The following is a 25105-nucleotide window of genomic DNA, read 5'->3' as shown; positions in this document are numbered from 1 at the left end:
AGCAACTCGGCGGTGCCGACACGGCGCTTGCAATGGCGGCCGCGTATGCGCGTGAGCGCAAGGCGTTCGGGCGTGCGATCGGCTCCTACCAAGGCATCAAGCACAAGCTCGCGGACATCTACACGCGCAACGAGATGGCGCGCGCGCGCATTGCTACTACGGCGCGTGGGCGCTCGCCAGCGATGCGCCTGAACTTCCCCGTGCGGCGGCCGGAGCACGCATCGCGGCAACCGACGCGTTCAGCTACGCGGCGCAGGAGAACATCCAGACCCACGGTGGTATGGGCTACACGTGGGAGATGGATTGCCACCTTTACTACCGCCGCGCGCGCCAGCTCGCGGTGATGCTCGGCAGTCGGCACGAATGGGGCGAGCACCTCGTGCGCACGCTGGAAAGCCAGCTCGCGGCCTGACGATCAAGGAGCCATTGCATGGATTTCAACGATTCCCTGGAAGAAGCGGCATTCCGCCGCGAGTGCCGCAGCTGGCTCGAAGCGAACGCGACGCGCAAGGAGCGGCCGGACCAGATGCACGGGCGCGGCCTGTCCGCAGCCGAACGCATGCAGGCCTCGCGCGACTGGCAGGGGCGCAAGGCGGCGGCCGGGTTCGGCGCGATCACGTGGCCGGTGCCGCTGGGCGGCCGTGGCGGCACGCCGATGCAGGAAGTGATCTACCGCGAGGAGGAAGGCCACTTCGACGTGCCGCAGAATCTTTTCGCGGTGAGCCTCGGCATGGTGATCCCGTCGCTGTTCGTGCATGCGAGCCCCGAAGTACGCGCACGCCACGTCGGCCCGGCGCTGCATGGCAAGGAGTTGTGGTGCCAGTTGCTGTCGGAGCCGGGCGCGGGCTCGGACCTCGGCATGGTGCGCACGCGCGCCGAGCGCTGCACTGACGGCCGCGACGGCTGGATACTGAACGGCCAGAAAGTATGGACGACGCTCGCACAGTTCGCGGAGTTCGGCATGGTGCTCACGCGTACCGATCCGGACGTGCCGAAATTCGACGGCCTGACAACCTTCTACATCGACATGAAGTCGCCGGGCGTCGAAGTCCGGCCGATTCGCCAGGCCAACGGCGAGGCGGAGTTCAACGAGGTGTTCTTCAACGGCGTGTTCATCCCGGACAGCCAGCGCGTCGGCGCGATCGGTGCGGGCTGGAAGGTGACGCTGACCGCGCTGATGAACGAGCGCCTGTCGATCGGCGGGGTGATGCCGCCGGAGCTGTGGCGGACCGCTGCGGAGCTGATGCGCGCAGCGCAGTTCAACGGCGGCCGCGCGCTCGCCGACGGACGCATGCGCGAGCGGCTGGCCGATCTGTACCTGAATGCTCAGGGCCTGTGGCTGCTGCAATGCCGCGGGCTGACCGCGCTCGGCAAGGGCAAGGAGCCGGGACCGGAGCTGTCGATCGCGAAGATCGTCGGCGCGCGCACGCTGCAGGACTTTGGCTATCTGGCGATCGATCTGCAGGGCGAGCGCGGCGTGCTGGCGGCCAAGGAGGTCGGTGAATCCTGGCGCCTTGTCGAGCAATTGTGGTTCGGCGCGGCGGGCATGCGCATCGCCGGCGGGACCGACGAGATCGTCAAGAACAGTGTTGGCGAGCGTGTGCTCGGCCTGCCGCCGGAACCGCGTACTGACAAGGGCGTGGCGTTCAACCAGTTGGCGCGCTGAGTGTCGGGCTGAGCCAATCCCCGGAAAGGGCAATATGAACGAACAACGCAGCGACAAGCCGCGAATCGCCGTTGTGACCGGCGCGAGTCGCGGCGCTGGCAAGGGCATCGCGCTCGCGCTCGGCGCGACCGGTGCGACGGTGTACGTCACCGGCCGCAGCGCCGCCGAGGGCGATGCGAAGCTGCCGGGTACCGTTTTCGCGGCTGCCGAGGCGGTGACCGCGGCCGGCGGGCTCGGCATTCCGGTGCTGTGCGACCATGGCGACGACGCGCAGGTGGCGGCGCTGTTCGAGCGAGTGCGCCATGAGCAGGGGCGGCTCGACATCCTCGTCAATAACGCCTGCTCGATTCCCGACGAGTTGACGCGCAGTGGGCCGTTCTGGGAGAAACCGCTGCACATGCTGGACCTGCTGAAAGTCGGCATGCGTTCGCATTACGTGGCGAGTTGGCACGCCGCGCCGATCATGCTCGCGCAGCGCTCGGGCCTGATCGTGCATACCTCGTCCTACGGTTCGGTGTGCTATATGCACGGCCCGGCCTACGGTGCCGGCAAGGCCGCAGTCGACAAGATGGCGCACGACATGGCGGTGGATCTGCGCTCACACAATGTCGCCGTGGTGTCGCTGTGGATGGGGCTGCTGCGTACCGAGCGCACCGAATGGGCACTGACCGATCCGGAACTCGCGCGCAAGTACGAACCGTCACTGGCACGCATGCAGTCGCCGCAGTTTCCGGGGCGTGTCATCGATGCGCTGTCGCGCGCGCCCGATCGCATGGCGCGCAGCGGCAAGGTGTGGATCGATGCCGAACTTGCCGTCGAATATGGCGTCACCGATATCGACGGTCGCCAACCCCCGAGCTATCGCCGGATGCTGGGGGCGCCGCCGGTCTATAGCGACGTGATTGTCGATTGACACGCCGGAGCGAGCGCTTGAACTGGAAAATGATCTACCTCGCGCGGCGCAATCCGGCGCTCGCGCCCCAAGATTTTCCGCAGGCCTGGCGCGAGCATTCGGCTCTGGGGCGGCAATGTCCGAACGTGCAGGACAAGGTGCGCGGGGTCGCGCAATGTTCGCGCGTGCTCGATGTGGTGCCGGTGCACGGCTTGGCGGACGATTACGACGGTGTGAATCTGTTGCAGTTGCGCGACTTGCAGGCGGCGACCGACATCTGGACCGACGCGGACACGCTGCGCGTGATGCGGCCCGACGAGCCGCGGGTGTTCTCGGCCTATGTGCGCAACTTCACGCTGACGTGTTGCGAGGCGGTGTTACGCGATGCGCCGCAGACCGAGGTCTGCGTGATCGCCTTCCTGCGTCCGCGCGACGCGGTCGAGCCCGGGGATTTTCATCGGGAATGCATGCGCAACGACGGTGCGCCTTGGCTCGCTGTAGCCGCGGCGGCACGCGCCCGGCGTGTTGTACTGAACGAGGTTTACGCCGAGCCGCCGCCAGGCTACGAGTTCGCGATGATCATTGAATGGTGGTTCGCGTCGCTCGACGAACTTGTCGATGCGTTGGGCAGGCGCGACGTGCGCGAACTGTTGCCGGTGGCGATCGCGGGCCGCAGCGATGCGTTGCGCTCGGTGTTCATGCTGACCCGGATCACTCACCGCCGCCCCTGATAATTGCCGCGTCGGTCACTGTCCGGCATCAGCCGGGAAAGTCGGGCTAATATGAATGAAGCCAAGGGCACCCGAGACCGATCATGATCGTCCCCCCGGACGCGCCGAGTACCGATGTCGAATCCCGCGAGTCGCCAGCACCGTCGGCGGTGGGAGAATTGGGCCGCGTCAATCGCGCGCTCAGAACCTTGAGCGCGGGTAACCGGACGCTGCTGCGGGCAGACGACGAGGAGACGCTCCTGCACGCGATGTGCCGGGTGATCGTCGAACAGGGCGGCTACCGGGTGGCGTGGGTGGGCTACGCCCAGCACGATAAGCAGAAAAGTATCCAGCCCATGGCGTACGTGGGGGTCGAGGCCGGAGTACTGGAATCCACCCCCCTCACGTGGGGTGAATCCGGACTTGGGCTCGGTCCCACCGGCACCGCGGTGCGTACCGGTCAAGCAGTGATCGGCAGAAACATATTGAACGATCCCGCCTTGGCGCACTGGCGAGACGAGGCAATCCGGCACGGACATGCGGCAATCAGTGTGTTTCCGCTGCGCATCGGCAGCGAAATCCTTGGCAATCTCAGCATCACCGCGACCGACCCCGATGCCTTCGATGAGGCGGAAGTGCGCTTGCTCGCGGAACTGGCGGACGATCTGGCTTACGGCATTGCCAACCTGCGCATCCGCGCCAATCACCGCGAGGCGGAGAAGACAATCGCGCGCATGGCCTACGAGGACGCGCTGACCGGACTCCCCAATCGGCTTTCACTGTGCGAGTGCCTGCACGCTGCGGTCGGGCTCGCGCGGCAACGGCAGCGTAGTCTGGCGCTGTTGGTGATCAAGGTACGCGGTTTTCGGGAGATCAACGATACCCTGGGCTACCGCCAGGGCGACCGGTTGTTGCAGGAGATTTCGTCGCGCCTGGCAGGACTGCTCAAGGAGGGCGAAACGCTGGCGAGAGTCGGTGACGACGAATTCGCGCTCCTGTTGCCGGGGGGCGGGGCGGATTACGCCACTCAGGTTGCAGGCCGCTTCGTGCTCGCACTCCGGCAACCGGTGGATCTGGCCGGCCTGATGGTGGATGCGCGCGCGAGCATCGGTGTCGCGATATTCCCCGGCCACGGTTCCGACCCCGACGCGCTGATCCGCCGCGCGAGCATGGCCGCCTACCAGGCGAGGCGGACCGCCATGGGTTACGCGCTCTATGCCGGAAGTCTGGACGAGGACTGCACGCGCCGCCTTACGCTGATGGGCGAACTGCGTCGCGCGATCACAAACGATGAGCTGCGGCTGTACTGCCAGCCCAAAGTCGATATGGCCTCGGGGCGCGTCTGCGGAGCCGAAGCGCTGGTGCGCTGGCAGCATCCGCAGGCGGGTCTGGTGTCGCCGGGGGAGTTCATCAAGCTGGCCGAGCGTGCAGGCCTGATCACGCCGCTGACCCATTGGGTGCTTGAAGCCGGGTTCTGCCAGGCTTACGCGTGGCAGGAGTCCGGGCTGGATCGGCCGCTGTCGATCAACCTGTCGGCGCAGGATCTGCACGACCCGAGTCTGCTCGACCGCATCCGCGGGCTGTTCGCCACCTGGGGCAACCGGCCGGAGCTGATCCAGTTTGAGCTTACCGAGAGCGCGCTGATGGACGATCCGGCCGGAGCGCTGGAGACGCTCTCGCGGCTCAAGCAGATGGATGTCGAACTGTTCATCGACGACTACGGCACCGGCTATTCCAGTCTGAGCTACCTGCAGAAGCTGCCGGTCGATGCGATCAAGATCGACCAGTCGTTTGTCATGAGCATGGTGGCCAGCGATGACTCGGCGATCATCGTGCGCTCGACGATCGAACTGGGGCACAACCTGGACCTTCGCGTGGTCGCCGAGGGCGTCGAGAACGAGGCGATCTGGGAACGCCTGGCGACGCTGGGCTGCGACACCGCCCAGGGCTATTTCATCGGCATGCCGATTCAGGCCGGCGAATTCAGCGACTGGGAGACCCATTCGCGCTGGCGGCTTTGAGGACCGCTGGCCGCTGGTGCTTCCGCTGTTCCCCGTTTGCCCACAGGACGTCGCGCGGTCCGTGTATCGTTGCGAAACCGCACGCGTCGCTGCTCAGCCGTCGCCTTCCCTTTGCCGACGCACAAACTCATTCTGTTTGACCCTTCAATTTCGGGCGCCCTTCATCCACACGGACTATTCGAAAGAGACGATGCGGCTCGCTTCGCGCGCGGACAGAATCGGTAGCGTCAGGTGAATTTCGGCGTAACCGTAGCGGAGGCGGCGATGAACAGGGTCATTCGATTGGACGAGTATCGGAAGGAACATTCGCGGCCAGCCGACGCACAGCGCGAGCTGTGGGCCTGTGGCGTGTGCGGGGAGCACGTCTGGACCATGACGACCTCCGGGCGAATGTGCTGTGCGCGCTGCAACACGCTCGCGGCGAATCTGCGCGGGGTCGAACAGGACGTGGCGAACGGGGTGCATGCCGATACGCAAGGGCCCGCAACGCAGCCCGACGACCGGCCGCAAACGACGGCAAGCGGGCAATGGTGGTGGGGATGGGGGCTGCAATGAGGGGCGAGGTGTTGAGCCCGCAGCGGCTGCGCTGCGAGAACCACGAATTCCGCGACACCGGCGGACGCAGCGAGGAAAACTGCTCCATCGGTTTCCGGCCAGCCTTCATGGACGTCGCGACGCGCGCAATTTACCCCTCGCGCTTTGCCGATGGCCGGCCTGCGCCATTTCATCTTCTCGACGGTCTGCCCGATGGCGTTGTGTTACACCGTCATGCCAACGGGCGCGTAGCGCGCGTCAAGGAAAGCGTCGTATCCGGCTTTGTGCTGGACGGGCGCTTCTATACCCGTGAGGAAGCAGCGAGCGAACTGGCCGCGATGGCGGCGTAAGTTCAAGGTCAGCGCCGTGCTTGGCGCGGCGCATCGTTCGGTTCCCCCTGGCTGGCGGTGGCAGCGGCTTCCGTTTCGACATTCGCCAGCGCTTGGGCGGCGCGCTGCAACGCGGGCAGGAAGTGGAGTGCCTTGTCCGCCGTCAGTCGCATGATCGGCGCCTGAATTGCGATGCCTATGTTCGAGTGTCCGTGCTTGACCGGAACCAAGACCGCGACGCACAGCAGTCCGGGCAGGAATTCCTCGTTGTCGAGCGCGTAGCCGTTGCGCTTGACGGTCTCGATTTCGCGTTCAAGCGCCTCGAAATCGGTGATCGTGTTCGCGGTGAAGCGTTCCAGCGGCAGATGGGCGAGCAGCCGGCGGCGCTGCGCCGGGGTCATCTGCGCGAGGAACAGTTTGCCGGTGGCGGAGCAGTGTGCCGGCACCTTTGATCCGGGATGCAGATAGAAGCGCAGCGGTGCCGCGGTTTCGACACGGTCGAGGTACACCACTTCGCTGCCGTTGAATGCGGTGATGTTGCCGCTCTCGCCGACTTCTTCGACAAGCTGACGCAGTACGACATGGCGAGCGCCATGCATGGTGTTGTTGAGCAACAAGTTTTCAGCCAGCCGACGCAGCCGCACGCCAGTGCTGTACTGGCGGCCATCGCCATCGCGCTGGAGTATGCCGGCGCTTTCCAGTTGCTGCAGCATGCGATGCAGCGTCGGTTTCGGCAGACCGGTTTCTTCGACCAAGCTCTGCAGCGAAAAGTATTGATCCTTTTCCGCAATTACTTCGAGGAGAGCGAAGAGCCGCATCGTGGGCGTGTCGCCGTCGATCTTCGCGGGTTCGGATCGGAGGGAATAGGGCTCGTTCATCACAGGCTCCTCATAGAAGTTTCAATTTTGATATACAAATCGTACCGGTTTTCGTGATTTCTGTGTTGACGTTTTGTTTTGCTCGTCCTAGAGTTCGATTATGTTTCAAATATCGGAACAAATTGTACCGAATTTGATTTGATTGACCTCACCTCAGGAGACAGCACCAATGAGCGAACAAGATCACCGCCCGGTCGTCAGCGGCCCGCAGAAGATGACCCCGTCGGAAGCCTTCGTCGAGACGATGGTGGCCAACGGGGTGACCGACATGTTCGGGATCATGGGCTCGGCGTTCATGGACGCGATGGACATCTTCGCGCCGGCCGGCATCCGTCTGATTCCGGTGGTGCACGAGCAGGGCGCGGGCCACATGGCCGACGGCTTCTCGCGCGTGTCGGGGCGCCACGGCGTGGTGATCGGGCAGAACGGCCCCGGCATCAGCAACTGCGTCACCGCCATCGGTGCGGCCTACTGGGCGCACAGCCCGGTGGTGATCGTCACGCCCGAGACCGGCACGATGACGATGGGCCTGGGCGGCTTCCAGGAATGCAAGCAGCTGCCGATGTTCCAGGAATTCACCAAATACCAGGGCCACGTCACCCACCCCGCGCGCATGGCCGAATACACCGGGCGCTGCTTCGACCGCGCGATGAGCGAGATGGGCCCGACCCAGCTCAACATCCCGCGCGACTACTTCTACGGCGAGATCACCTGCGAGATCCCCAAGCCCGCGCGGCTCGACCGTGGCGCCGGCGGCGAAGCGAGCCTCAATGAAGCGGCCGAACTGCTCGCCACCGCCAAGTTCCCGGTGATCATCTCGGGCGGCGGCGTCGTGATGGCCGACGCGGTCGAGGAATGCAAGGCGCTCGCCGAGCGCCTCGGCGCCCCGGTCGTCAATAGCTACCTGCACAACGACTCGTTCCCCGCGAGCCACCCGCTGTGGTGCGGCCCGCTCGGCTACCAGGGCTCCAAAGCGGCGATGAAGCTGATGGCGCAGGCCGACGTCGTCATCGCGCTCGGTTCGCGCCTGGGGCCCTTCGGCACGCTGCCGCAGCACGGCATGGACTACTGGCCGAAGAACGCCAAGATCATCCAGATCGACGCCGACAACAAGATGCTCGGTCTCGTGAAGAAGATCTCGGTGGGCATCTGCGGCGATGCCAAGGCCGCGGCCAAGGCGCTCACGTGGCGCCTGACCGGTTGCACGCTCGAATGCGATGCGACGCGTGAAGCGCGCTACGCCAAGGTGCAGGCCGAGAAGGCCGCGTGGGAGCGCGAGCTCGACGAATGGACGCACGAGCGCGACCCGTTCAGCCTCGACATGATCGAGGAGAACGCGAAGGAGAAGCCGTTCTCGGGCGGCGAGTACCTCCATCCGCGCCAGGTGCTGCGCGAACTGGAAAAAGCGATGCCGGAAGACGTGATGGTGTCGACCGACATCGGCAACATCAACTCGGTCGCGAACAGCTACCTGCGCTTCGAGAAGCCGAGGAGTTTCTTCGCCGCGATGAGCTTCGGCAACTGCGGCTACGCGTTTCCGACGATCATCGGCGCGAAGGTCGCCGCGCCGCATCGGCCGGCGGTGTCCTACGCCGGTGACGGCGCGTGGGGCATGAGCCTGATGGAGACGATGACCTGCGTGCGCCACAACATCCCGGTGACCGCGGTCGTGTTCCACAACCGGCAGTGGGGCGCGGAGAAGAAGAACCAGGTCGACTTCTACAACCGCCGCTTCGTCGCCGGCGAGCTCGACAACCAGAGCTTCGCGGCGATCGCGCGGGCGATGGGCGCCGAGGGCATCACCGTGGACAGGCTCGAAGACGTCGGCCCGGCCCTGAAGCGCGCGATCGACCTGCAGATGAACGAGGGCAAGACCTGCGTCATCGAGATCATGTGCACGCGCGAACTCGGCGACCCGTTCCGCCGCGATGCGCTCGCCAAGCCCGTGCGCCTGCTCGACAAGTACAAGGACTACGTCTGACGGACGCGGCGGCTCCGGCGGGCGCAGGTCGCCTCGCCGGAGCCGAGTGCGTCGCATCGCGCCAATCCCGAATTCCGGTCGCCGCCGCATCAGGGCGGGGCGGCCTCGCGGAAGGACCATGGGAACCGGTTCGCCAACGGCTGGACCGGGACTACAACAAAGCATGGCGTCCGCACTCGATCCAACCTCGGAGGAGACCGAAGGTGAAAAGCGAACTGCAGAATTCAAGCGGGCTGCAGCACAGCCTCAAGCAGCGGCACATGACGATGATCGCGCTCGGCGGCGTCATCGGCGCAGGGTTGTTCGTCGGCAGCGGGGTCGTCATCCAGTCCGTCGGGCCGGCGGCCATCCTGTCTTTCCTGATCACCGGCCTGCTCGTCGTGCTGGTGATGCGCATGCTCGGCGAGATGGCCGTCGCGCTGCCGGCGGTCGGCTCGTTCTACGAGTACGCCCGCCTCGCGTGGCAGGACCGGCCGGCGGTCGGCAACCTGGCCGGCTTCCTGACCGGTTGGATGTATTGGTACTTCTGGGTCATCGTCGTCGCGCTCGAAGCGGTCGCCGGCGCCGACCTGATCCGCTACTGGATACCGGGCGTACCGGCGTGGCTCATCAGCCTCGTACTGCTCGTATCGCTGACGATGACCAACCTGGTATCGGTGAAGTCCTTCGGCGAGTTCGAGTTCTGGTTCGCGTCGATCAAGGTCGCGGCGATCGTCGTGTTCCTGTTCCTCGGCGGCCTGTATGTGCTCGGGATGTGGCCGGACGCGACGGCGAGCGTCGCGAACCTCACCGCGCACGGCGGCTTCGCGCCGAAGGGCATCGTGCCGATCCTGACCGGCGCGGTCGCGGCGACCGGCTTCTACTTCGGCGCCGAGATCGTCACGATCGCCGCCGCCGAGACGGCGGAGCCCGAGAAGGCGGTCGCGAAGGCGACGAACTCGGTAATCACGCGCGTGCTGGTGTTCTACGTCGGGTCGGTCCTGCTGGTCGTCTGCCTCGTGCCGTGGAACTCCGCCGGCATCGCGACGCCCTACGTCAGCGCGCTCAACGCGATGGGCATCCCGGCGGCGGCGCACATCATGAACGCGGTCGTCCTGACTGCGGTGCTGTCGGCGTTGAATTCGGGGCTGTACGCCTCGTCCCGGATGCTGTTCGCGCTGACGCGGCGCGGCGACGCGCCGCAGGTGCTGGCGAAGGTCAGCCGCAACGGCGTGCCGGTCCCGGCGATCCTGTTCGGCACGCTGTTCGGCTACGCGGCCATCGTGATGTCCTACCTCTCGCCGGATAAGGTCTTCGCCTTCCTTGTCAATTCGTACGGCACGGTCGCGATCTTCGTCTATCTGCTGATCGCGTTCTCACAGCTGCGCCTGCGCCGTCGACTCGAGAAGGAAGACCCGGCGCGCCTGCGCGTGAAGATGTGGGCCTTCCCCTATCTGACTTGGGTCGCGATCGTCGGCATGCTCGGCATCATTGTCGCGATGGCCTTCATCCCAGGCCAGCGCACGCCGCTTGCGCTCGGCGTCGTCAGCCTTGTCGTCCTCGTGCTCGCCCATGCGCTGCGAAAGCGGCGTGGTGGCGACGATGAGGAGATACCGCTCGTCGCCGCTCCGCCCCTCTTCGGCGAACGCTGACCGGCGTCCGATCCCCTCATCCCTCCTCAGCCCTCCACCCCGGGGGTTGTGTTCGGCCGGAACCGGCCTCCCTGAACGCCGGTTTCGGCACTTTTTTGGATGAAACAATGAAAGCGATCAACCGGATCATCGACAAGGCCCGCGCAGTGCCCGGGCGCATCGTGCTGAGCGAGGGCGACGACCCGCGCATCCTGCAGGCTGCGGCGCGCGCGACGCGTGAAGGCATCGCCCGGATCGTGCTCGTCGGCGACCGCGCGGCGATCGCGAAATGCGCCGACGTCGGGCAGATCGATCTCGCCGGCATCGAGCTCGTCGACCCGGCCGATTCAACGCTGACGCCGGTGTTCGCGCACGAGCTTCACGCACTGCGGCAGAAGAAGGGGATGAGCCTCGACGACGCGCAGCGTGCGGTGCTCGACCCGCTGTGCTTCGCGAACCTGATGCTGCGGCTTGGTCATGCCGACGGGGCGGTGTCCGGCGCGGTGCGTACGACGGCCGACGTCGTCCGCGCCGCGATCCAGATCATCGGCCCCGACCCGTCGTTCAAACTGGTGTCGAGCTTCTTCCTGATGATGATGTGCGAGCCGTTCCACAGCCTGAAGGGCGGCCTGATCTTTTCCGACTGCGGGCTCGTCGTCGATCCGGACGCGGAGGAGCTTGCCGAGATCGCGATGGCCGCTGCCGACAGCGCGCGCAAGCTGCTGATGGAGGAGCCGCGCGTCGCGATGCTGTCGTTCTCGACCGGTGGCAGCGCGAAACACGCGGCGGTCGACAAGGTTGCCGACGCCGCGCGGCGGGTTCGCGGGCAGCGGCCGGGCCTTGCGATTGACGGCGATGTACAGCTCGACGCGGCGATCGTCGCCGAGATCGCAAACCGCAAGATCCCCGACTCGCAGGTCAAGGGCCGCGCGAATGTGCTCGTGTTCCCCAACCTCGAAGCCGGCAACATCGGCTACAAGCTCGCCGAGCGCATCGGCGGCGCGGTGGCGATCGGCCCGCTGCTGCAGGGGCTCGCGAAGCCGGCGAACGACCTGTCGCGCGGCTGCAGCGCCGACGACGTGTTTCACGTCATCGCGGTGACCGTCGTGCAGGGGCAGGTCGCGGAGAAACGGACGAGGCTGTGAGCGCCGACGAGAACAGCCAGATGGACCGCGCCGACCGGCCGGGGACAACCGGACCAGGTCCGGTTGTGCAAAGATCCGTCCGGTGAACCTCGAAACCCTGCTGCCGCTGCTTGCGGTCATCGCGGTCGCGACTTATTTTCAGACCGTCACCGGTTTCGGGCTCGGCATGATCGTGATGGGCGCGACGAGCGGCTTCGGCCTCGCGTCGATCGCGACCGTCGCCGCGGTCGTCAGCCTGATTTCGGTCGCGAACAGCGCCTGCGCACTGCCGGGCAGACTCCACCATATCGACTGGCGGGCGGCCGGCGCCGCCTCGCTCGGCATCCTGCCGGCGATCGTTGCCGGCGTGCTGCTGCTCGACTTCCTCAGCGGCACCGCGTCGAACCTGCTGCAACTCCTGCTCGGCGTCGTGATCCTGCACGGCAGCATCACGTTCTCGCTGCGTCCGGCGATGCTTGCCACGCGCTCGTCCGAGCGCAGCTTCTTCGCCAGCGGCTTCCTGTCCGGGCTCACCGGGGGACTCTTCGGCATCGCCGGACCGCCGCTGATCTTCCAGTTCTACCGCCAGCCGATGGAGCCGGCCGTGGTGCGAAACATGCTCCTGTTGTTGTTCGCCGTGACGGCCGGCACCCGTTCGTTGTTGACTGCCGCGCAGGGCGGCTTCGATGCCGAAATCCTGACGCTCGCCGCCTTCACGCTGCCGTTGGTCGCCCTCGCGACCCTTGTAGGCAGGCGCTATCCGCCCGCGCTCGCGCCGCGCACGATACGCCGTGTCGCATCGCTGACGCTCGTCGCGATCGGCGCGAGCCTCGTCGTCTCGGCGCTCAGGAGCTTCGCGGCCTGACGGTCGTACCTCACGGCGAGGTCACGGTCGGTGACAGCACCGGCCCCATTTCGTCCGCGGCGATGCGCAGCTGCGGCACATAAGTCAGAAGCTCGTCGAGCGACAGCCGCGCGGTCGGTGCATGACACGCGACCGCCGCGACGACCTTGCGGTCCTTGTCGAACACCGGGACGGCGACCGCGATCATGCCGCGCACGAACTCCTCGTTGTCGACCCCGATGCCGAGTCGAACGAGGCGGTCGAGCTCGGCGTCGAGCGCGTCGCGATCGACGAGCGTGCGCGGCGCCGCGCGCGTCAGTGGCAGATGCGCGAGCGTGCGCCGGCGCTCGAGCAGCGACAGCGACGCGAGGAAGAGCTTGCCGCTCGCGGTGCAATGCAGCGGCACCCAGCTTCCGGGGGTCAGATGCAGGCGCAGCGGCTCGCTCGTCTCGACGCGCTCGACGTACAGCACGCGCGCGCCGTGCGGGGCAGTCAGGTTGCAGGTCTCGCCAAGACGGTTGACCAGCCGGCGCAGGATCGAGCGGCAATGACGGCGCAGGTCCGGACCGCGCAGGGTGCGCAGCGCGAGCGCGGCCGCCTGCGGCCCGGGGACGAAGCCGGCAGCGGGGCCGCGCAGCACGTAGCCGCCGACTTCCATCGCGCGCAGCAGCCGCATCAGCGTGGGTTTCGGCACCCGCAGGCGCTGCGCGAGCACCGCGAGAGTCAACGGGTCTGCCGACGCGGAAAGGTGTTCCAGCACGTTCAGCGCACGCAGCACGCGGACGTCCTCGCCGCCACCGTCGGGTGATTCGTCGTCGTCGAACCCGTCGTTCGGCGATGCTGCGCTGCGATTTTGAAACGGATCGGATGAAGTTCGTTTCACTTGGGGTCCCCAATGCAGTTCGCTGTTGTCTCCGGCTTGCACTGTGCGGAATAGTTGAAACGTCCGCAAGTGAAACGCGGCGTTTCATAAATTCTAAATTCCGACGCGCAGGCGAGCGATCTTCTGCGGTCGGTACAACCAGGAGACAACAACGATGCAGGACACCGTCGACTACATCGTCGTGGGTGCGGGCTCCGCGGGCTGCGTGGTCGCGAATCGCCTGTCCGCCGACCCCGGTGTACGCGTGCTGCTGCTCGAGGCCGGGGGTCCCGACAGCAATCCATGGATCCACATTCCGGTGGGTTATTTCAAGACGATGCACGATCCGAAGTTCGACTGGTGCTTCGTCACCGAGCCCGACGAGGGCATCGCCGGGCGCAAGCTGCAGTGGCCGCGCGGCAAGGTGCTCGGCGGATCGAGCTCGCTGAACGGCCTGCTGTACGTGCGCGGCCAGCGCGAGGACTACGACCGCTGGGCGGCGCTGGGCAACAAGGGCTGGAGCTACGACGAGGTCCTGCCGTACTTCCGCAAATCCGAGGACCAGGAACGCGGCGCGTCCGAATTCCACGGCGCCGGCGGGCCGCTGAAGGTGTCCGACCTGCGGCTGCGGCGGCCGATCGCCGACTTCTTCATCGCTGGCGCGCGCGACCTCGGCATCCCGTTCAACCCCGATTTCAACGGTGCGACCCAGGAAGGCGTCGGCTATTTCCAGCAGACCGCGCACAAGGGATTTCGCTGCAGCACCGCGAAGGCTTTCCTGCGCCCGGCGCGCAAGCGTGCGAACCTTCTCGTCGAGACGCACGCCCAGACGACGCGGGTGCTGTTCGAAGGCAAGCGCGCGGTCGGCGTCGAGTTCCGCCAGGCCGGGCAGTTGCGGCAGGTCAGGGCGCAGCGCGAAGTGATCCTCGCTGCGGGCGCGATCGGCTCGCCGCAGATCCTGCAGTGCTCGGGCGTCGGCCCGCAGAAGCTCCTGGCGGGTGTCGGCGTCCCGGTCGTGCATCCCCTGCCCGGCGTCGGCGAAAACCTGCAGGATCACCTGCAGGTTCGGCTCGTGTTCAAGACGCGCCAGCGCACGCTCAACGACGAAGTCAACAGCCCGATCCAGAAGCTCTGGATCGGGCTGCAGTACATGGTGTCGCGCAGCGGGCCGCTGACGCTCGCGGCGAGCCAGGTCGCTATCTTCACGCGCTCGGGGGCCGGCGTCGAGCGGCCCGACATCCAGTTCCACATGCAGCCGCTGAGCGCCGACAAGCCGGGCGAGGGCGCGCATCGGTTCTCGGCCTTCACCGCGTCCGTGTGCCAGCTGCGTCCCTACAGCCGCGGACGCGTCGAGATCCGCTCAGCCGATCCGTTGCGCTACCCGGCGATCCACCCGAACTACCTGTCGGACGAGCGCGACCATCCGGTCGTGATCGGTGGCATCAAGGTCGCCCGGCGGATCGCCGAATCGCCGTCGATGCGCCCGCACATCATTTCGGAGTTCGTGCCCGGCACGGGCTATCGCAGCGACGACGAGCTCCTCGACGCGGCGCGGCGCTTCAGCCAGTCGATCTACCACCCGGCGGGCACCTGCAAGATGGGCGACGACGCGATGGCCGTGGTCGACGACCGTCTGCGCGTGCGTGGGGTCGCAGGGCTGCGCGTCGTCGATGCGTCAATCATGCCTGAGATCGTGTCCGGCAACACCAATGCGCCGACGATCATGATTGCGGAAAAGGCCGCGGACATGATCCTCGCCGACGCGCGGGCACGACCCGCGTCGATCGTCATGCGGGGAGAGTCCGCGCTGATCTGAAAACGACTGCTACACCCCCTAAAAAAGGAAGTACAGAGGAGACAAACATGAGCCGTTCTGCAACCAGGGATTCGAAGGAAGTACGCAGGGTCGTCACCGCGAGCCTGATCGGTGCGACGATTGAATGGTACGACTTTTTTCTGTACGGCGTTGTCGCCGGGATCGTGTTCAACAAGCTCTATTTCCCGTCGTCAGACCCGCTCGTCTCGACGATGCTCGCGTACGGGACGTTCGCGGTCGGCTTCCTCAGCCGACCGCTCGGCGGCGTGATCTTCGGCCACTTCGGCGACAAGCTCGGCCGCAAGAGCATGCTCGTGATGACGCTGATGATCATGGGCGTCTCGACGGTGCTGATCGGGCTCGTTCCGACTTACGATCAGATCGGCATCTGGGCGCCGCTGCTCCTGCTCGCGCTGCGCATCGCGCAGGGCATCGGCCTCGGCGGCGAGTGGGGCGGCGCGGTGCTGATGGCGTTCGAATACGCGCCGAAGGAAAAGCGCGGCTTCTACGCCAGCATCCCGCAGATCGGCCTCGCGCTCGGCCTGTGCCTGGCGTCGGGCGTCGTTGCCGGGCTGTCGTGGGCGATGAGCGAGGAGCAGTTCCTCTCGTGGGGCTGGCGCGCCGCGTTCGTGCTGTCCTTCCTGCTCGTTGCGGTCGGCATGTACATCCGCCTCAACGTGATGGAGACGCCGGAGTTCGCGAAGGTGAAGGAGGGCGGCGAGGAGATCAAGCTGCCGATCAAAGAGGTGATCACGAAATATCCGGGCAACGTGCTGGCGGGCATGGGCGCCCGCTACATCGACGGCGTGTTCTTCAACGTGTTCGGCGTGTTCTCGATCGCGTACCTTACGCAGACGCTGAACCTCAGCCGTACCGACGCGCTGCCCGGCGTGATGGCGGCCGCGTTCGTGATGATCTTCACGATTCCGCTGTTCGGGCGGCTGTCGGACAAGATCGGACGCACGCGGATCTACTTCTGGGGCTCGCTGCTGACCGGCCTGTCCGCGTTCGCCGGCTTCTGGTTCATGAAGCACAGCGGCGGCGACATGCTGACTGTGTGGCTCGCGATCATCATCCCGTTCGGCGTGTTCTATGCGTCGGTCTACGGCCCGGAAGCCGCATTGTTCTCCGAGCTCTTCGACGCGAAGGTCCGCTATTCCGGCATCTCGTTCGTCTATCAGTTCTCGGGCATCTTCGCGAGCGGAATCACGCCGATCATCGCGACCTACCTGCTGCAGAAAGGCGGCGGCGAGCCGTGGCTGGTGTGCGCGTACGTGCTGTTCGCAGGGCTCGTGAGCGCGCTCTCGGCGGCGTGGATTGGCCGGAGGAAGCGGGCACTCGCACACATGAAACCGGCTTTCGGCATGCGCTGACGGACAGCGGGGCCGCCCCCGTCGCCGGCTTCGGCGGATTGTCGTCCACGCCGGGGGCTCGCGCCTCCCGGCGTTTTCACGTCTTCGGACGCGATAGATAGGCCGCCCGCGACGTGCCGAGGAACGCCGCGCGGCATCGCGGCGCGCTCGGATTCCTTCGGCAAGACGTGTGGAATTCGGCGCGACTGCGCAGCTTTGGGCGACGGCTTGCTGCGGGTGCGCGTCGCCAGGGTTTTCCGTCGTGACCCCCATATGAAAAGAGGCGCTAAGAATATACGCACCTTATAACCGCATCCGGTTTTATTCTTCGTTCCGTAGTTGCGTTGCCCGCTCCGTTACCGGGGTGCGGGGCACGTCATTCGCGAAAGGAGAACCCGATGCTCGAACTGATCCTCGCCACGGTCGCAGTCATCGCCGCACTCACACTTTCGTCCGCGTTCGGCCGGCGGCGCAAGCGCGAAGGGCTCGCGTGGGTCGAAGCGCAGCCGGAAAACGTCGTGCGGCTCTACCTTCGTGCGGCGGCCGATACCGACGCTTACTGGCTGCACGCGCAGATGCGGAACGGGAAGAAGCGCACGATCGCGGCGCCGTGGGAGCTCGACGACACGCTGCGCCGGCTCGCGGTCCTTGGCCTCGCCCTCTCGGCCGACGACCGCGTGGCGCTCGACGCATCACTCGCGCGCCGCGCCGACCGCCGGCAGGACGAAGGCGGGCGCCGGGCGCGAAGCGGCGCGTTCGGCGGCGGCGCCGCCACCTGAGGTTCAGCCGGCGTCCGGGCGCGCGCTCAGCCGCCAGTCCGGGTCTTCGCCATTCTTGATCTGCCTCCTCGGGCCGGGCCGGCGCTCAGCGCCGTCGCCGTCCGCCGATGAGTTGCACGATGTCGGGAAAGAGCGCGTTATCGAGCCCCTGCGTCAGGTCGGTCGCAAGGCTGCGGCGATAGAACGGGCTCAGATCGAGCCCGACGCCCACGCCGACGATCTCGACCGCGCCTTCGCGCTCGCGCCGCGCGACGACGTCCTTCAGATGATTGTCGAGATAGAACGGGTCGTTCGCGAGGCCGGTCGCGCTGTCGGACGGGCAGCCGTCGGAGATCACGACCAGGATGCGGCGCGACGCGCTCCGCGCGAGCAGCCGGTTGCACGCCCAGTCGACCGCCTCGCCGTCGATGCCTTCGCGGAACAGGTCGGCCTTGAACAGCGCGGCGATGTCCGCGCGTGCGCGGCGCCAGCCGCGGTCCGCGTCCTTGAACACCAGGTGGCACACCTCGTTGAGGCGCCCCGGATGCCGAGGGCGACCGCGGTTCATCCAGTCGCGATACGCGCGGCCGCCGTTCCAGGCGCCGGTCGTGAAGCCCAGCAGTTCCGTCGCGACGTCGATCATCCCGAGCGTGCGGATCAGCACGTCGAGCATCACGGCGACCGGCTCGATGTACGTCTTCATCGACCCGGAGCAGTCGAGCAGGAAGCTCACGACGCAGTCGGCCTGCGGCATGTGGCGCTCGTGGCGGAACACGCGGCGCTCCGCCGGCGAGCTGATGAGCTGGGCGAGGCGCCGCCCGTCGAGGTGGCCTTCCTCCTCGCCGAAGCGCCAGCCGTCCTGCGCCGGCCGCGCGAGAACCGCGTCGAGTCCGCGGGCGAGGCGGGCGAGATTCACGCCCTGTTCGGCGACGCGCCGGTCGAGCCGCTCGCGATATTCGGCGAGCAACGCGCGGCGGACGAGCGTGGCGGCGGCGATCTCGGTGTCGAAGCGCGTCGTATGGACGCGGTATGCGAGCGCGGCGTCCTCGAACACCTTGCTAGCGCCGGTCGTGGCGGCGGCGATGCCGTCGCCGGCATCGCCGCCGTCGTCGAAGTCGAGCAGCAGCGCGAAGCCGCGCTTCGCATCGTCCTCATCTTGCGCTTCGACGTCGCCGTCCTGCGCCGCGGCCCGTTCGGCGCGCACGCGCTCGCCGACGACGCGCGCGATCTCGAGCGCGTGCGGCGCGTAGGCGCGCTGCTCGCGCCGCTCGCGGCGGATACCCGCGAGCGAAGTGCCGAGCGCGAAGACGAGCGACATGCGCGTGCTCTCGATGCAGTCCTCGGTGTCTTCGAGCACGCGGCGTGCGGTCAGGCGCGACCAGCACATCTGCGCGACGGTGTAGAGCAGGATGCCGACGCTGCCTTCGGTGAGACCGGAACGGTGGAATGCGCGCGACCAGTTGGCGAAGCGCGCGTGCAGGTTCGCCGCGAGGCCCGGCATCCAGGCGGGCGCGAGCGTCTCGACGCGCAACTGCTCGAGGAGCTCGAACACGAGGCGCTCGACCGGGTCGGCAGGGCACAGGCTCGCGTGCAGCGCCGTGTCCGAATGCAGCAGGCGCAGCGCAACGCCGTCGACGGCCGCGCGGCAGTCCGCGAAGCCGTCCGTGCCTGGATCGACCGCGAGGTGCGGCGCGTGCACCGGCACCCGCCGCTCGCCCGCGTACAGGCGCCGGCTGCGGTAGTGCAGCGCCGGCTCGCCGGTCAGCGCGCGGAGCGTTGCGGCGCACAGCTCCTCGACCTTCTGCTGGCGCCGCGCGGACTGCTGTGCGGTCGGCATCACTGCGCCGCCGGGTCGAGCATCCACGATTCGTCGAGCTCCTCGCCGAAGCAGCGCTGGTAGTACTCGGCGACGATCGGGCGCTCGACCTCGTCGCACTTGTTGAGGAAGGACAGCCGGAAGGCGAGCGCCGGGTTGCGGAAGATCTCGCAGTTCTCGGCCCACGTGATCACCGTGCGCGGCGACATCAGCGTCGAGAGATCGCCGGTGGCGAAGCCCTTGCGCGTGAGATCGGCGAGCGCGACCATCGCGGCGATGAGCTTGCGGCCGTTCTCACAGTTTTTCGTCGGCACGCGTGCGAGCACGATCGCGACTTCCTCGTCGGGAGGCAGGTAGTTCAGCGTCGCGACGATGTTCCAGCGGTCGATCTGCGCGTGGTTGAGCACCTGCGTGCCGTGATAGAGCCCCGACAGGTTGCCGAGGCCGACGGTGTTCGACGTCGCGAACAGACGGAAGTACGGATGCGGGCGGATTACCCGGTTCTGGTCGAGCAGCGTGAATTTGCCGTCGCGCTCGAGGATGCGCTGGATCACGAACATCACGTCGGGCCGCCCGGCGTCGTACTCGTCGAAAATCAGCGCGACCGGCCGCTGCAGCGCCCACGGCACGATGCCTTCCTGGAATTCGGTGACTTGCTTGCCGTCGCGCACGACGATCGCGTCCTTGCCGACCAGATCCAGCCGGCTGATGTGACCGTCGAGGTTCACGCGCACGCAGGGCCAGTTCAGCCGCGCGGCGATCTGTTCGATATGTGTCGACTTCCCCGTGCCGTGCAGGCCCTGGACCATCACTCGCCGGTCGCGCGTGAAGCCGGCGAGGATCGCCAGCGTCACGTCGGGGTTGAAGCGGTAGGCCTCGTCGATCTCCGGCACGTGGTCGTCGCGTTCGCTGAAGGCCGGCACCCTCAGGTCGGAATCGATTCCGAAGGCCGTGCGCACCGAAACCAGGTGGTCCGGCTTGTCGATCGCGATTTCCATCATGGCAGTCTCCTCGGGGTCAATGCGATCGCATGATAGCTGTATTCCGAATAAAGTTTCAATAAGTTCCGAAAAATGAAATTAACGCTTGACGTTTTATTTTTGTCGCCCTAAAGTTCGATAACGTATCGTATAGCGGAACAATTCGTATCGGAAAGCGTTCGTTATTCGACTGATTGACCTCACCTCAGGAGACAGCACCAATGAGCGAACAAGATCACCGCCCGGTCGTCAGCGGCCCGCAGAAGATGACCCCGTCGGAAGCCTTCGTCGAGACGATGGTGGCCAACGGGGTGACCGACATGTTCGGGATCATGGGCTCGGCGTTCATGGACGCGATGGACATCTTCGCGCCGGCCGGCATCCGTCTGATTCCGGTGGTGCACGAGCAGGGCGCGGGCCACATGGCCGACGGCTTCTCGCGCGTGTCGGGGCGCCACGGCGTGGTGATCGGGCAGAACGGCCCCGGCATCAGCAACTGCGTCACCGCCATCGGTGCGGCCTACTGGGCGCACAGCCCGGTGGTGATCGTCACGCCCGAGACCGGCACGATGACGATGGGCCTGGGCGGCTTCCAGGAATGCAAGCAGCTGCCGATGTTCCAGGAATTCACCAAATACCAGGGCCACGTCACCCACCCCGCGCGCATGGCCGAATACACCGGGCGCTGCTTCGACCGCGCGATGAGCGAGATGGGCCCGACCCAGCTCAACATCCCGCGCGACTACTTCTACGGCGAGATCACCTGCGAGATCCCCAAGCCCGCGCGGCTCGACCGTGGCGCCGGCGGCGAAGCGAGCCTCAATGAAGCGGCCGAACTGCTCGCCACCGCCAAGTTCCCGGTGATCATCTCGGGCGGCGGCGTCGTGATGGCCGACGCGGTCGAGGAATGCAAGGCGCTCGCCGAGCGCCTCGGCGCCCCGGTCGTCAATAGCTACCTGCACAACGACTCGTTCCCCGCGAGCCACCCGCTGTGGTGCGGCCCGCTCGGCTACCAGGGCTCCAAAGCGGCGATGAAGCTGATGGCGCAGGCCGACGTCGTCATCGCGCTCGGTTCGCGCCTGGGGCCCTTCGGCACGCTGCCGCAGCACGGCATGGACTACTGGCCGAAGAACGCCAAGATCATCCAGATCGACGCCGACAACAAGATGCTCGGTCTCGTGAAGAAGATCTCGGTGGGCATCTGCGGCGATGCCAAGGCCGCGGCCAAGGCGCTCACGTGGCGCCTGACCGGTTGCACGCTCGAATGCGATGCGACGCGTGAAGCGCGCTACGCCAAGGTGCAGGCCGAGAAGGCCGCGTGGGAGCGCGAGCTCGACGAATGGACGCACGAGCGCGACCCGTTCAGCCTCGACATGATCGAGGAGAACGCGAAGGAGAAGCCGTTCTCGGGCGGCGAGTACCTCCATCCGCGCCAGGTGCTGCGCGAACTGGAAAAAGCGATGCCGGAAGACGTGATGGTGTCGACCGACATCGGCAACATCAACTCGGTCGCGAACAGCTACCTGCGCTTCGAGAAGCCGAGGAGTTTCTTCGCCGCGATGAGCTTCGGCAACTGCGGCTACGCGTTTCCGACGATCATCGGCGCGAAGGTCGCCGCGCCGCATCGGCCGGCGGTGTCCTACGCCGGTGACGGCGCGTGGGGCATGAGCCTGATGGAGACGATGACCTGCGTGCGCCACAACATCCCGGTGACCGCGGTCGTGTTCCACAACCGGCAGTGGGGCGCGGAGAAGAAGAACCAGGTCGACTTCTACAACCGCCGCTTCGTCGCCGGCGAGCTCGACAACCAGAGCTTCGCGGCGATCGCGCGGGCGATGGGCGCCGAGGGCATCACCGTGGACAGGCTCGAAGACGTCGGCCCGGCCCTGAAGCGCGCGATCGACCTGCAGATGAACGAGGGCAAGACCTGCGTCATCGAGATCATGTGCACGCGCGAACTCGGCGACCCGTTCCGCCGCGATGCGCTCGCCAAGCCCGTGCGCCTGCTCGACAAGTACAAGGACTACGTCTGAGACAGCGTCCGTAACGACGACGGGCCGCCCGATCCGCGGGGCGGTCCGTCGCAAACCCCTGTCAAGCCCGACCTTATCGACCGGACATCGACTCCATGACCACTCAAACAACTATTGCGCCGCCCGCGATGTTCCACGGGGTACGCGTGCTGATGCCGGGCTTCATGTTGTGCGCCGTGATTGCGGTCGCGGCGACTTTCGTGTCGGAGCACTATGGCGGACCGCAATTTCTCTACGCGCTGCTGATCGGCATCGCATTCCATTTTCTGTCGGACTCCGAAAAATGCATCCCCGGCATCGAAGCCTCGGCGAAGAAGCTCGTGCGCTTCGGCGTCGCATTGCTCGGTGCGCGCATCGTCGCGAGCGACGTCAGTGATCTCGGCCTGATCGGCGTAGGCGCCTTGGTCGGCGCGGTGGTGCTGACGATCGGCTTCGGCCTGCTGCTAGCGCGCCTTCTCGGACTGCCGTCGATGCTCGGCCTGCTCTCCGGCGGCGGCACCGGCATTTGCGGGATTTCGGCGACGCTGGCGATTTCCTCGACGTTGCCGGCGACCCGTGAGAACGAACGCTACACGCTGCTGACTGCGATTGGCGTCGCGATCTTCTCGACCGTGGCGATGGTGCTCTATCCACTCGTCGTGAAGAGCGCGGGGCTGTCGGTCAGCGAGGCGGGGCTCTTTCTCGGTGGCTCGATCCACGATGTCGCGCAGGTCGTCGGCGCCGGGTTGATCATCTCGCCTGAAGTCGGCGACGCAGCGACGTTGGCGAAGATGTTCCGCGTCGCGATGCTGATGCCAGTGGTCGTCGTGCTGGCGCTGGTATTCCACGGCGAGCGCAAGAAGGCAAACGGCGGCAGCAGCAAGAAGACGCCAATCCTGCCGCTGTTCCTGGTCGCTTTCGCGGCGTTGGCGACGCTCAACAGTCTGGGCCTGCTGTCGCATGGCGTCGTCGAGACGAGCTCGACGCTGTCGCGCTGGTGTCTGGTGATCTCGATTTCCGCGCTCGGCGTCAAGACCTCACTCGAGAAGCTCGCCGAACTCGGCTGGAAGCCGATCGTACTGATGTCCAGCGAGGCGCTGTTCGTTGCCGGCTACATGCTGCTGGTCGTTTATCTGAGCCGGCTGATCGCGGCCTGAACACCCCAACTACAACAGAGAGCCCATGAACCCGTCCGAGAAATTCGACGCCGATCTCCACGCGAGGCCCTGAAATGACGACGATTACGATCGAACTGAACGGCGCCTCGCATGCGGTAGGGCAGGGCAAGACGCTGCATGACCTGATCGCGAGCCTCGACCTGCTCGGAAAACGCGTCGCGGTCGCAATCAACCGCGAGGTAGTCGCGTCGCCAAGGTGGCAAAAACGCGTCTTGCGCCCGGCCGATCGCGTCGAGATCGTCGTGGCGATCGGCGGCGGCTAATAAAAGCATTGAGAGGAGGAGTGCCCCATGAACCTGAACGACACGCCCACGGAAGGGCCAGATGCTGATGCCGCCGGCGCGGCATCGGCCGGTCTCACGATCGCCGGCAAGACCTACGCGTCGCGCCTGCTTGTGGGCACCGGCAAGTACCGCGACTTCGACGAAACCCGCGCGGCGGTCGACGCGAGCGGCACCGAGATCGTCACCGTGACGATCCGGCGCGTGAATATCGGTCAGCACGCCAACGAACCGAGCCTGCTCGACGCCGTGCCGCCGTCGCAATTCACGATCCTGCCGAACACCGGCGGCTGCTACAACGCCAAGGAGGCGGTCTACACCCTGCAACTCGCGCGCGAACTGCTCGACGGCCACCCCTTGTGCAAGCTCGAAGTGCTCGGTGACGAGAAGACGCTGTTCCCGAACATGCCCGAGACGCTGAAGGCGGCCGGGGCGCTGGTGAAGGACGGTTTCGACGTGATGGTCTATTGCAGCGACGACCCGATCCAGGCGCGCATTCTCGAGGACATCGGCTGCGTCGCGGTGATGCCGCTCGCCTCCTTGATCGGCTCCGGCATGGGCATCCTCAATCCCTGGAACCTGTCGCTGATCATCGAGCAGGCGAGGGTGCCGGTGATCGTCGATGCCGGCGTGGGCACTGCCTCGGATGCGGCGATAGCGATGGAGCTCGGCTGCGACGGCGTGCTGATGAATACCGCGATCGCCGGCGCCCGCGAACCAATCCGCATGGCCCGTGCGATGCGCCTAGCCGTCGCGGCAGGGCGCGAAGCGTACCTCGCTGGTCGCATTCCGCGCCGCTTCGCGGCGTCGCCCTCGTCGCCGATGGCCGGTCGTATCGCCTGAACACTGGTGTGCAATGCGATATTCCGGAAAAAATTAAAAAACGTATCGATTTCCGGAATTTGTTGTTGACACCAATACGTCCGAGTTCTAATGTTAATCAAGTTTCAAATATCGATACAAAACGTACCACATTAACTACAATCGACAGTGAAGGAGGCAGATTCTCATGAGCAGCCAGGCAGCCACCCAGACCCGCAATGAAGCCAGCACAGAGATGCTGAAGGCTTTCAGCGACGCCTGGAACCGTCACGACATCGACGCCCTGATGAGCTTCATGGCGGACGATTGTGTTTTCCATGCGGTTGGCGGACCCGACCTGCTGGGCAAGAGCTTCGCAGGCCGCGATGCCGTGCGTGCCGGTTTCCAACTGGCGTGGGAGAACTTCCCCGACGCTGCGTGGCTCAACGGCGAACACTTCGTCTGCGGCGATCGCGGCGTGTCGGAATCGACGTTCTGCGGCACCAAGGCCGACGGCAGCCGCATCGAAGCGCGGATGGTCGATGTCTTCACCTTCCGCGACGGCAAGATCGCGGTCAAAAACGCCTATCGCAAGGACCGTCCGCCGGTCGCCGGCGCTGGCAACTGAGCCGGCAATCAAGCGCGCGATAACAGACAGGA

General features: G+C 66.2%; 23 protein-coding genes and 1 pseudogene. 20 read left to right on the top strand and 4 right to left on the bottom strand.

What is annotated here, in order from left to right:
• Positions 1–32: 32 nt before the first annotated feature.
• The 8 genes and pseudogenes from GO606_RS14300 to GO606_RS14265 form a co-directional block, all read left to right on the top strand.
• Positions 33–107, top strand: a pseudogene (locus GO606_RS14300) (hypothetical protein); the annotation flags it as partial.
• Positions 108–220: 113 nt separating this feature from the next.
• Positions 221–412 (top strand): acyl-CoA dehydrogenase family protein, encoded by a 192-nt coding sequence (locus GO606_RS14295; RefSeq protein WP_425532217.1) that lies wholly within the window; start codon positions 221–223, stop codon positions 410–412.
• An 18-nt stretch (positions 413–430) separates the two neighbouring features.
• Positions 431–1666 carry an acyl-CoA dehydrogenase family protein gene (locus GO606_RS14290; RefSeq protein ID WP_169118939.1) on the top strand — a complete coding sequence of 412 codons (1236 nt, stop codon included), beginning with the start codon at positions 431–433 and terminating at the stop codon, positions 1664–1666.
• A gap of 34 nt (positions 1667–1700) precedes the next feature.
• Entirely contained in the window at positions 1701–2579 is an 879-nt protein-coding gene (locus GO606_RS14285; RefSeq protein ID WP_169118940.1) for an SDR family NAD(P)-dependent oxidoreductase, read from the top strand.
• A gap of 17 nt (positions 2580–2596) precedes the next feature.
• On the top strand, positions 2597–3289 hold the full coding sequence (locus tag GO606_RS14280) for an EthD domain-containing protein (RefSeq protein ID WP_246979598.1): 693 nt from the start codon (positions 2597–2599) through the stop codon (positions 3287–3289).
• A gap of 83 nt (positions 3290–3372) precedes the next feature.
• Positions 3373–5289, top strand: a complete 1917-nt coding sequence (locus tag GO606_RS14275; RefSeq protein WP_169118941.1) for a putative bifunctional diguanylate cyclase/phosphodiesterase — start codon at positions 3373–3375, stop codon at positions 5287–5289.
• Positions 5290–5553: 264 nt separating this feature from the next.
• Positions 5554–5844 carry a hypothetical protein gene (locus GO606_RS14270; RefSeq protein WP_169118942.1) on the top strand — a complete coding sequence of 97 codons (291 nt, stop codon included), beginning with the start codon at positions 5554–5556 and terminating at the stop codon, positions 5842–5844.
• 8 nt (positions 5845–5852) lie between these two features.
• Positions 5853–6173 (top strand): hypothetical protein, encoded by a 321-nt coding sequence (locus GO606_RS14265; RefSeq protein WP_246979642.1) that lies wholly within the window; start codon positions 5853–5855, stop codon positions 6171–6173.
• Positions 6174–6181: 8 nt separating this feature from the next.
• On the opposite strand, the gene GO606_RS14260 is transcribed toward GO606_RS14265, so the two are convergent.
• Positions 6182–7030: an IclR family transcriptional regulator gene (locus GO606_RS14260; protein ID WP_169118943.1), complete on the bottom strand. Its 849-nt coding sequence runs from the start codon at positions 7028–7030 to the stop codon at positions 6182–6184.
• Between the two features lie 169 nt (positions 7031–7199).
• Between GO606_RS14260 and xsc (GO606_RS14255) the strand changes: the two genes are divergently transcribed.
• The 4 genes from xsc (GO606_RS14255) (at position 7200) to GO606_RS14240 (ending at position 12610) form a co-directional block, all read left to right on the top strand.
• Entirely contained in the window at positions 7200–9011 is a 1812-nt protein-coding gene (gene xsc / locus GO606_RS14255) for a sulfoacetaldehyde acetyltransferase (protein ID WP_169118944.1), read from the top strand.
• Positions 9012–9214: 203 nt separating this feature from the next.
• A complete protein-coding gene (locus GO606_RS14250) occupies positions 9215–10642 on the top strand; it encodes an amino acid permease (protein ID WP_246979596.1) in 1428 nt (475 codons plus the stop codon).
• A gap of 107 nt (positions 10643–10749) precedes the next feature.
• Entirely contained in the window at positions 10750–11766 is a 1017-nt protein-coding gene (pta, locus tag GO606_RS14245) for a phosphate acetyltransferase (protein WP_169118945.1), read from the top strand.
• A gap of 82 nt (positions 11767–11848) precedes the next feature.
• The gene (locus GO606_RS14240) at positions 11849–12610 is read left to right on the top strand and encodes a sulfite exporter TauE/SafE family protein (protein WP_169118946.1); all 762 of its coding nucleotides are present in this window, start codon (positions 11849–11851) and stop codon (positions 12608–12610) included.
• Positions 12611–12620: 10 nt separating this feature from the next.
• On the opposite strand, the gene GO606_RS14235 is transcribed toward GO606_RS14240, so the two are convergent.
• On the bottom strand, positions 12621–13472 hold the full coding sequence (locus tag GO606_RS14235) for an IclR family transcriptional regulator (RefSeq protein ID WP_169118947.1): 852 nt from the start codon (positions 13470–13472) through the stop codon (positions 12621–12623).
• Positions 13473–13626: 154 nt separating this feature from the next.
• Between GO606_RS14235 and GO606_RS14230 the strand changes: the two genes are divergently transcribed.
• The 3 genes from GO606_RS14230 (at position 13627) to GO606_RS14220 (ending at position 17398) form a co-directional block, all read left to right on the top strand.
• Positions 13627–15267 carry a GMC family oxidoreductase gene (locus tag GO606_RS14230; RefSeq protein WP_169118948.1) on the top strand — a complete coding sequence of 547 codons (1641 nt, stop codon included), beginning with the start codon at positions 13627–13629 and terminating at the stop codon, positions 15265–15267.
• 47 nt (positions 15268–15314) lie between these two features.
• Positions 15315–16640: an MFS transporter gene (locus GO606_RS14225; RefSeq protein ID WP_169118949.1), complete on the top strand. Its 1326-nt coding sequence runs from the start codon at positions 15315–15317 to the stop codon at positions 16638–16640.
• Between the two features lie 377 nt (positions 16641–17017).
• The gene (locus tag GO606_RS14220; protein WP_211166674.1) at positions 17018–17398 is read left to right on the top strand and encodes a hypothetical protein; all 381 of its coding nucleotides are present in this window, start codon (positions 17018–17020) and stop codon (positions 17396–17398) included.
• An 85-nt stretch (positions 17399–17483) separates the two neighbouring features.
• Here the strand turns inward: GO606_RS14220 and GO606_RS14215 are convergent, their stop codons facing one another.
• A complete protein-coding gene (locus tag GO606_RS14215) occupies positions 17484–19241 on the bottom strand; it encodes a cobaltochelatase CobT-related protein (protein ID WP_246979594.1) in 1758 nt (585 codons plus the stop codon).
• Positions 19214–20194, bottom strand: coding sequence for an AAA family ATPase (locus GO606_RS14210; protein WP_169118950.1), 981 nt, complete (start codon positions 20192–20194; stop codon positions 19214–19216). Before GO606_RS14210 ends, GO606_RS14215 begins: the two co-directional genes overlap by 28 nt.
• A 200-nt stretch (positions 20195–20394) precedes the next feature.
• Between GO606_RS14210 and xsc (GO606_RS14205) the strand changes: the two genes are divergently transcribed.
• From xsc (GO606_RS14205) to GO606_RS14185, 5 genes are all read left to right on the top strand, one after another.
• Positions 20395–22206, top strand: a complete 1812-nt coding sequence (xsc, locus tag GO606_RS14205) for a sulfoacetaldehyde acetyltransferase (RefSeq protein ID WP_169118944.1) — start codon at positions 20395–20397, stop codon at positions 22204–22206.
• A 128-nt stretch (positions 22207–22334) separates the two neighbouring features.
• Positions 22335–23342: a YeiH family protein gene (locus tag GO606_RS14200; RefSeq protein ID WP_211166677.1), complete on the top strand. Its 1008-nt coding sequence runs from the start codon at positions 22335–22337 to the stop codon at positions 23340–23342.
• Between the two features lie 74 nt (positions 23343–23416).
• Positions 23417–23626: a sulfur carrier protein ThiS gene (gene thiS, locus GO606_RS14195; protein WP_211166675.1), complete on the top strand. Its 210-nt coding sequence runs from the start codon at positions 23417–23419 to the stop codon at positions 23624–23626.
• 27 nt (positions 23627–23653) lie between these two features.
• Positions 23654–24487, top strand: coding sequence for a thiazole synthase (locus tag GO606_RS14190; protein ID WP_169118952.1), 834 nt, complete (start codon positions 23654–23656; stop codon positions 24485–24487).
• Positions 24488–24653: 166 nt separating this feature from the next.
• Positions 24654–25073 carry a nuclear transport factor 2 family protein gene (locus GO606_RS14185; protein WP_169118953.1) on the top strand — a complete coding sequence of 140 codons (420 nt, stop codon included), beginning with the start codon at positions 24654–24656 and terminating at the stop codon, positions 25071–25073.
• The last annotated feature ends 32 nt before the right edge of the window (positions 25074–25105 follow it).

The sequence above is a fragment of the Aromatoleum anaerobium genome, from assembly GCF_012910705.2.
Lineage (GTDB): Bacteria > Pseudomonadota > Gammaproteobacteria > Burkholderiales > Rhodocyclaceae > Aromatoleum > Aromatoleum anaerobium.
This window is presented reverse-complemented; position numbering and strand designations above follow the sequence as displayed.

Coding starts and splice junctions, on each gene's coding strand:
- GO606_RS14290 (WP_169118939.1), top strand. CDS start 431: ATGGATTTCAACGATTCCCTGGAAGAAGCGGCATTCCGCCGCGAGTGC.
- GO606_RS14285 (WP_169118940.1), top strand. CDS start 1,701: ATGAACGAACAACGCAGCGACAAGCCGCGAATCGCCGTTGTGACCGGC.
- GO606_RS14275 (WP_169118941.1), top strand. CDS start 3,373: ATGATCGTCCCCCCGGACGCGCCGAGTACCGATGTCGAATCCCGCGAG.
- GO606_RS14270 (WP_169118942.1), top strand. CDS start 5,554: ATGAACAGGGTCATTCGATTGGACGAGTATCGGAAGGAACATTCGCGG.
- GO606_RS14260 (WP_169118943.1), bottom strand. CDS start 7,030: ATGAACGAGCCCTATTCCCTCCGATCCGAACCCGCGAAGATCGACGGC.
- xsc (WP_169118944.1), top strand. CDS start 7,200: ATGAGCGAACAAGATCACCGCCCGGTCGTCAGCGGCCCGCAGAAGATG.
- pta (WP_169118945.1), top strand. CDS start 10,750: ATGAAAGCGATCAACCGGATCATCGACAAGGCCCGCGCAGTGCCCGGG.
- GO606_RS14230 (WP_169118948.1), top strand. CDS start 13,627: ATGCAGGACACCGTCGACTACATCGTCGTGGGTGCGGGCTCCGCGGGC.
- GO606_RS14225 (WP_169118949.1), top strand. CDS start 15,315: ATGAGCCGTTCTGCAACCAGGGATTCGAAGGAAGTACGCAGGGTCGTC.
- GO606_RS14220 (WP_211166674.1), top strand. CDS start 17,018: ATGCTCGAACTGATCCTCGCCACGGTCGCAGTCATCGCCGCACTCACA.
- GO606_RS14210 (WP_169118950.1), bottom strand. CDS start 20,194: ATGATGGAAATCGCGATCGACAAGCCGGACCACCTGGTTTCGGTGCGC.
- xsc (WP_169118944.1), top strand. CDS start 20,395: ATGAGCGAACAAGATCACCGCCCGGTCGTCAGCGGCCCGCAGAAGATG.
- GO606_RS14200 (WP_211166677.1), top strand. CDS start 22,335: ATGTTCCACGGGGTACGCGTGCTGATGCCGGGCTTCATGTTGTGCGCC.
- thiS (WP_211166675.1), top strand. CDS start 23,417: ATGACGACGATTACGATCGAACTGAACGGCGCCTCGCATGCGGTAGGG.
- GO606_RS14190 (WP_169118952.1), top strand. CDS start 23,654: ATGAACCTGAACGACACGCCCACGGAAGGGCCAGATGCTGATGCCGCC.
- GO606_RS14185 (WP_169118953.1), top strand. CDS start 24,654: ATGAGCAGCCAGGCAGCCACCCAGACCCGCAATGAAGCCAGCACAGAG.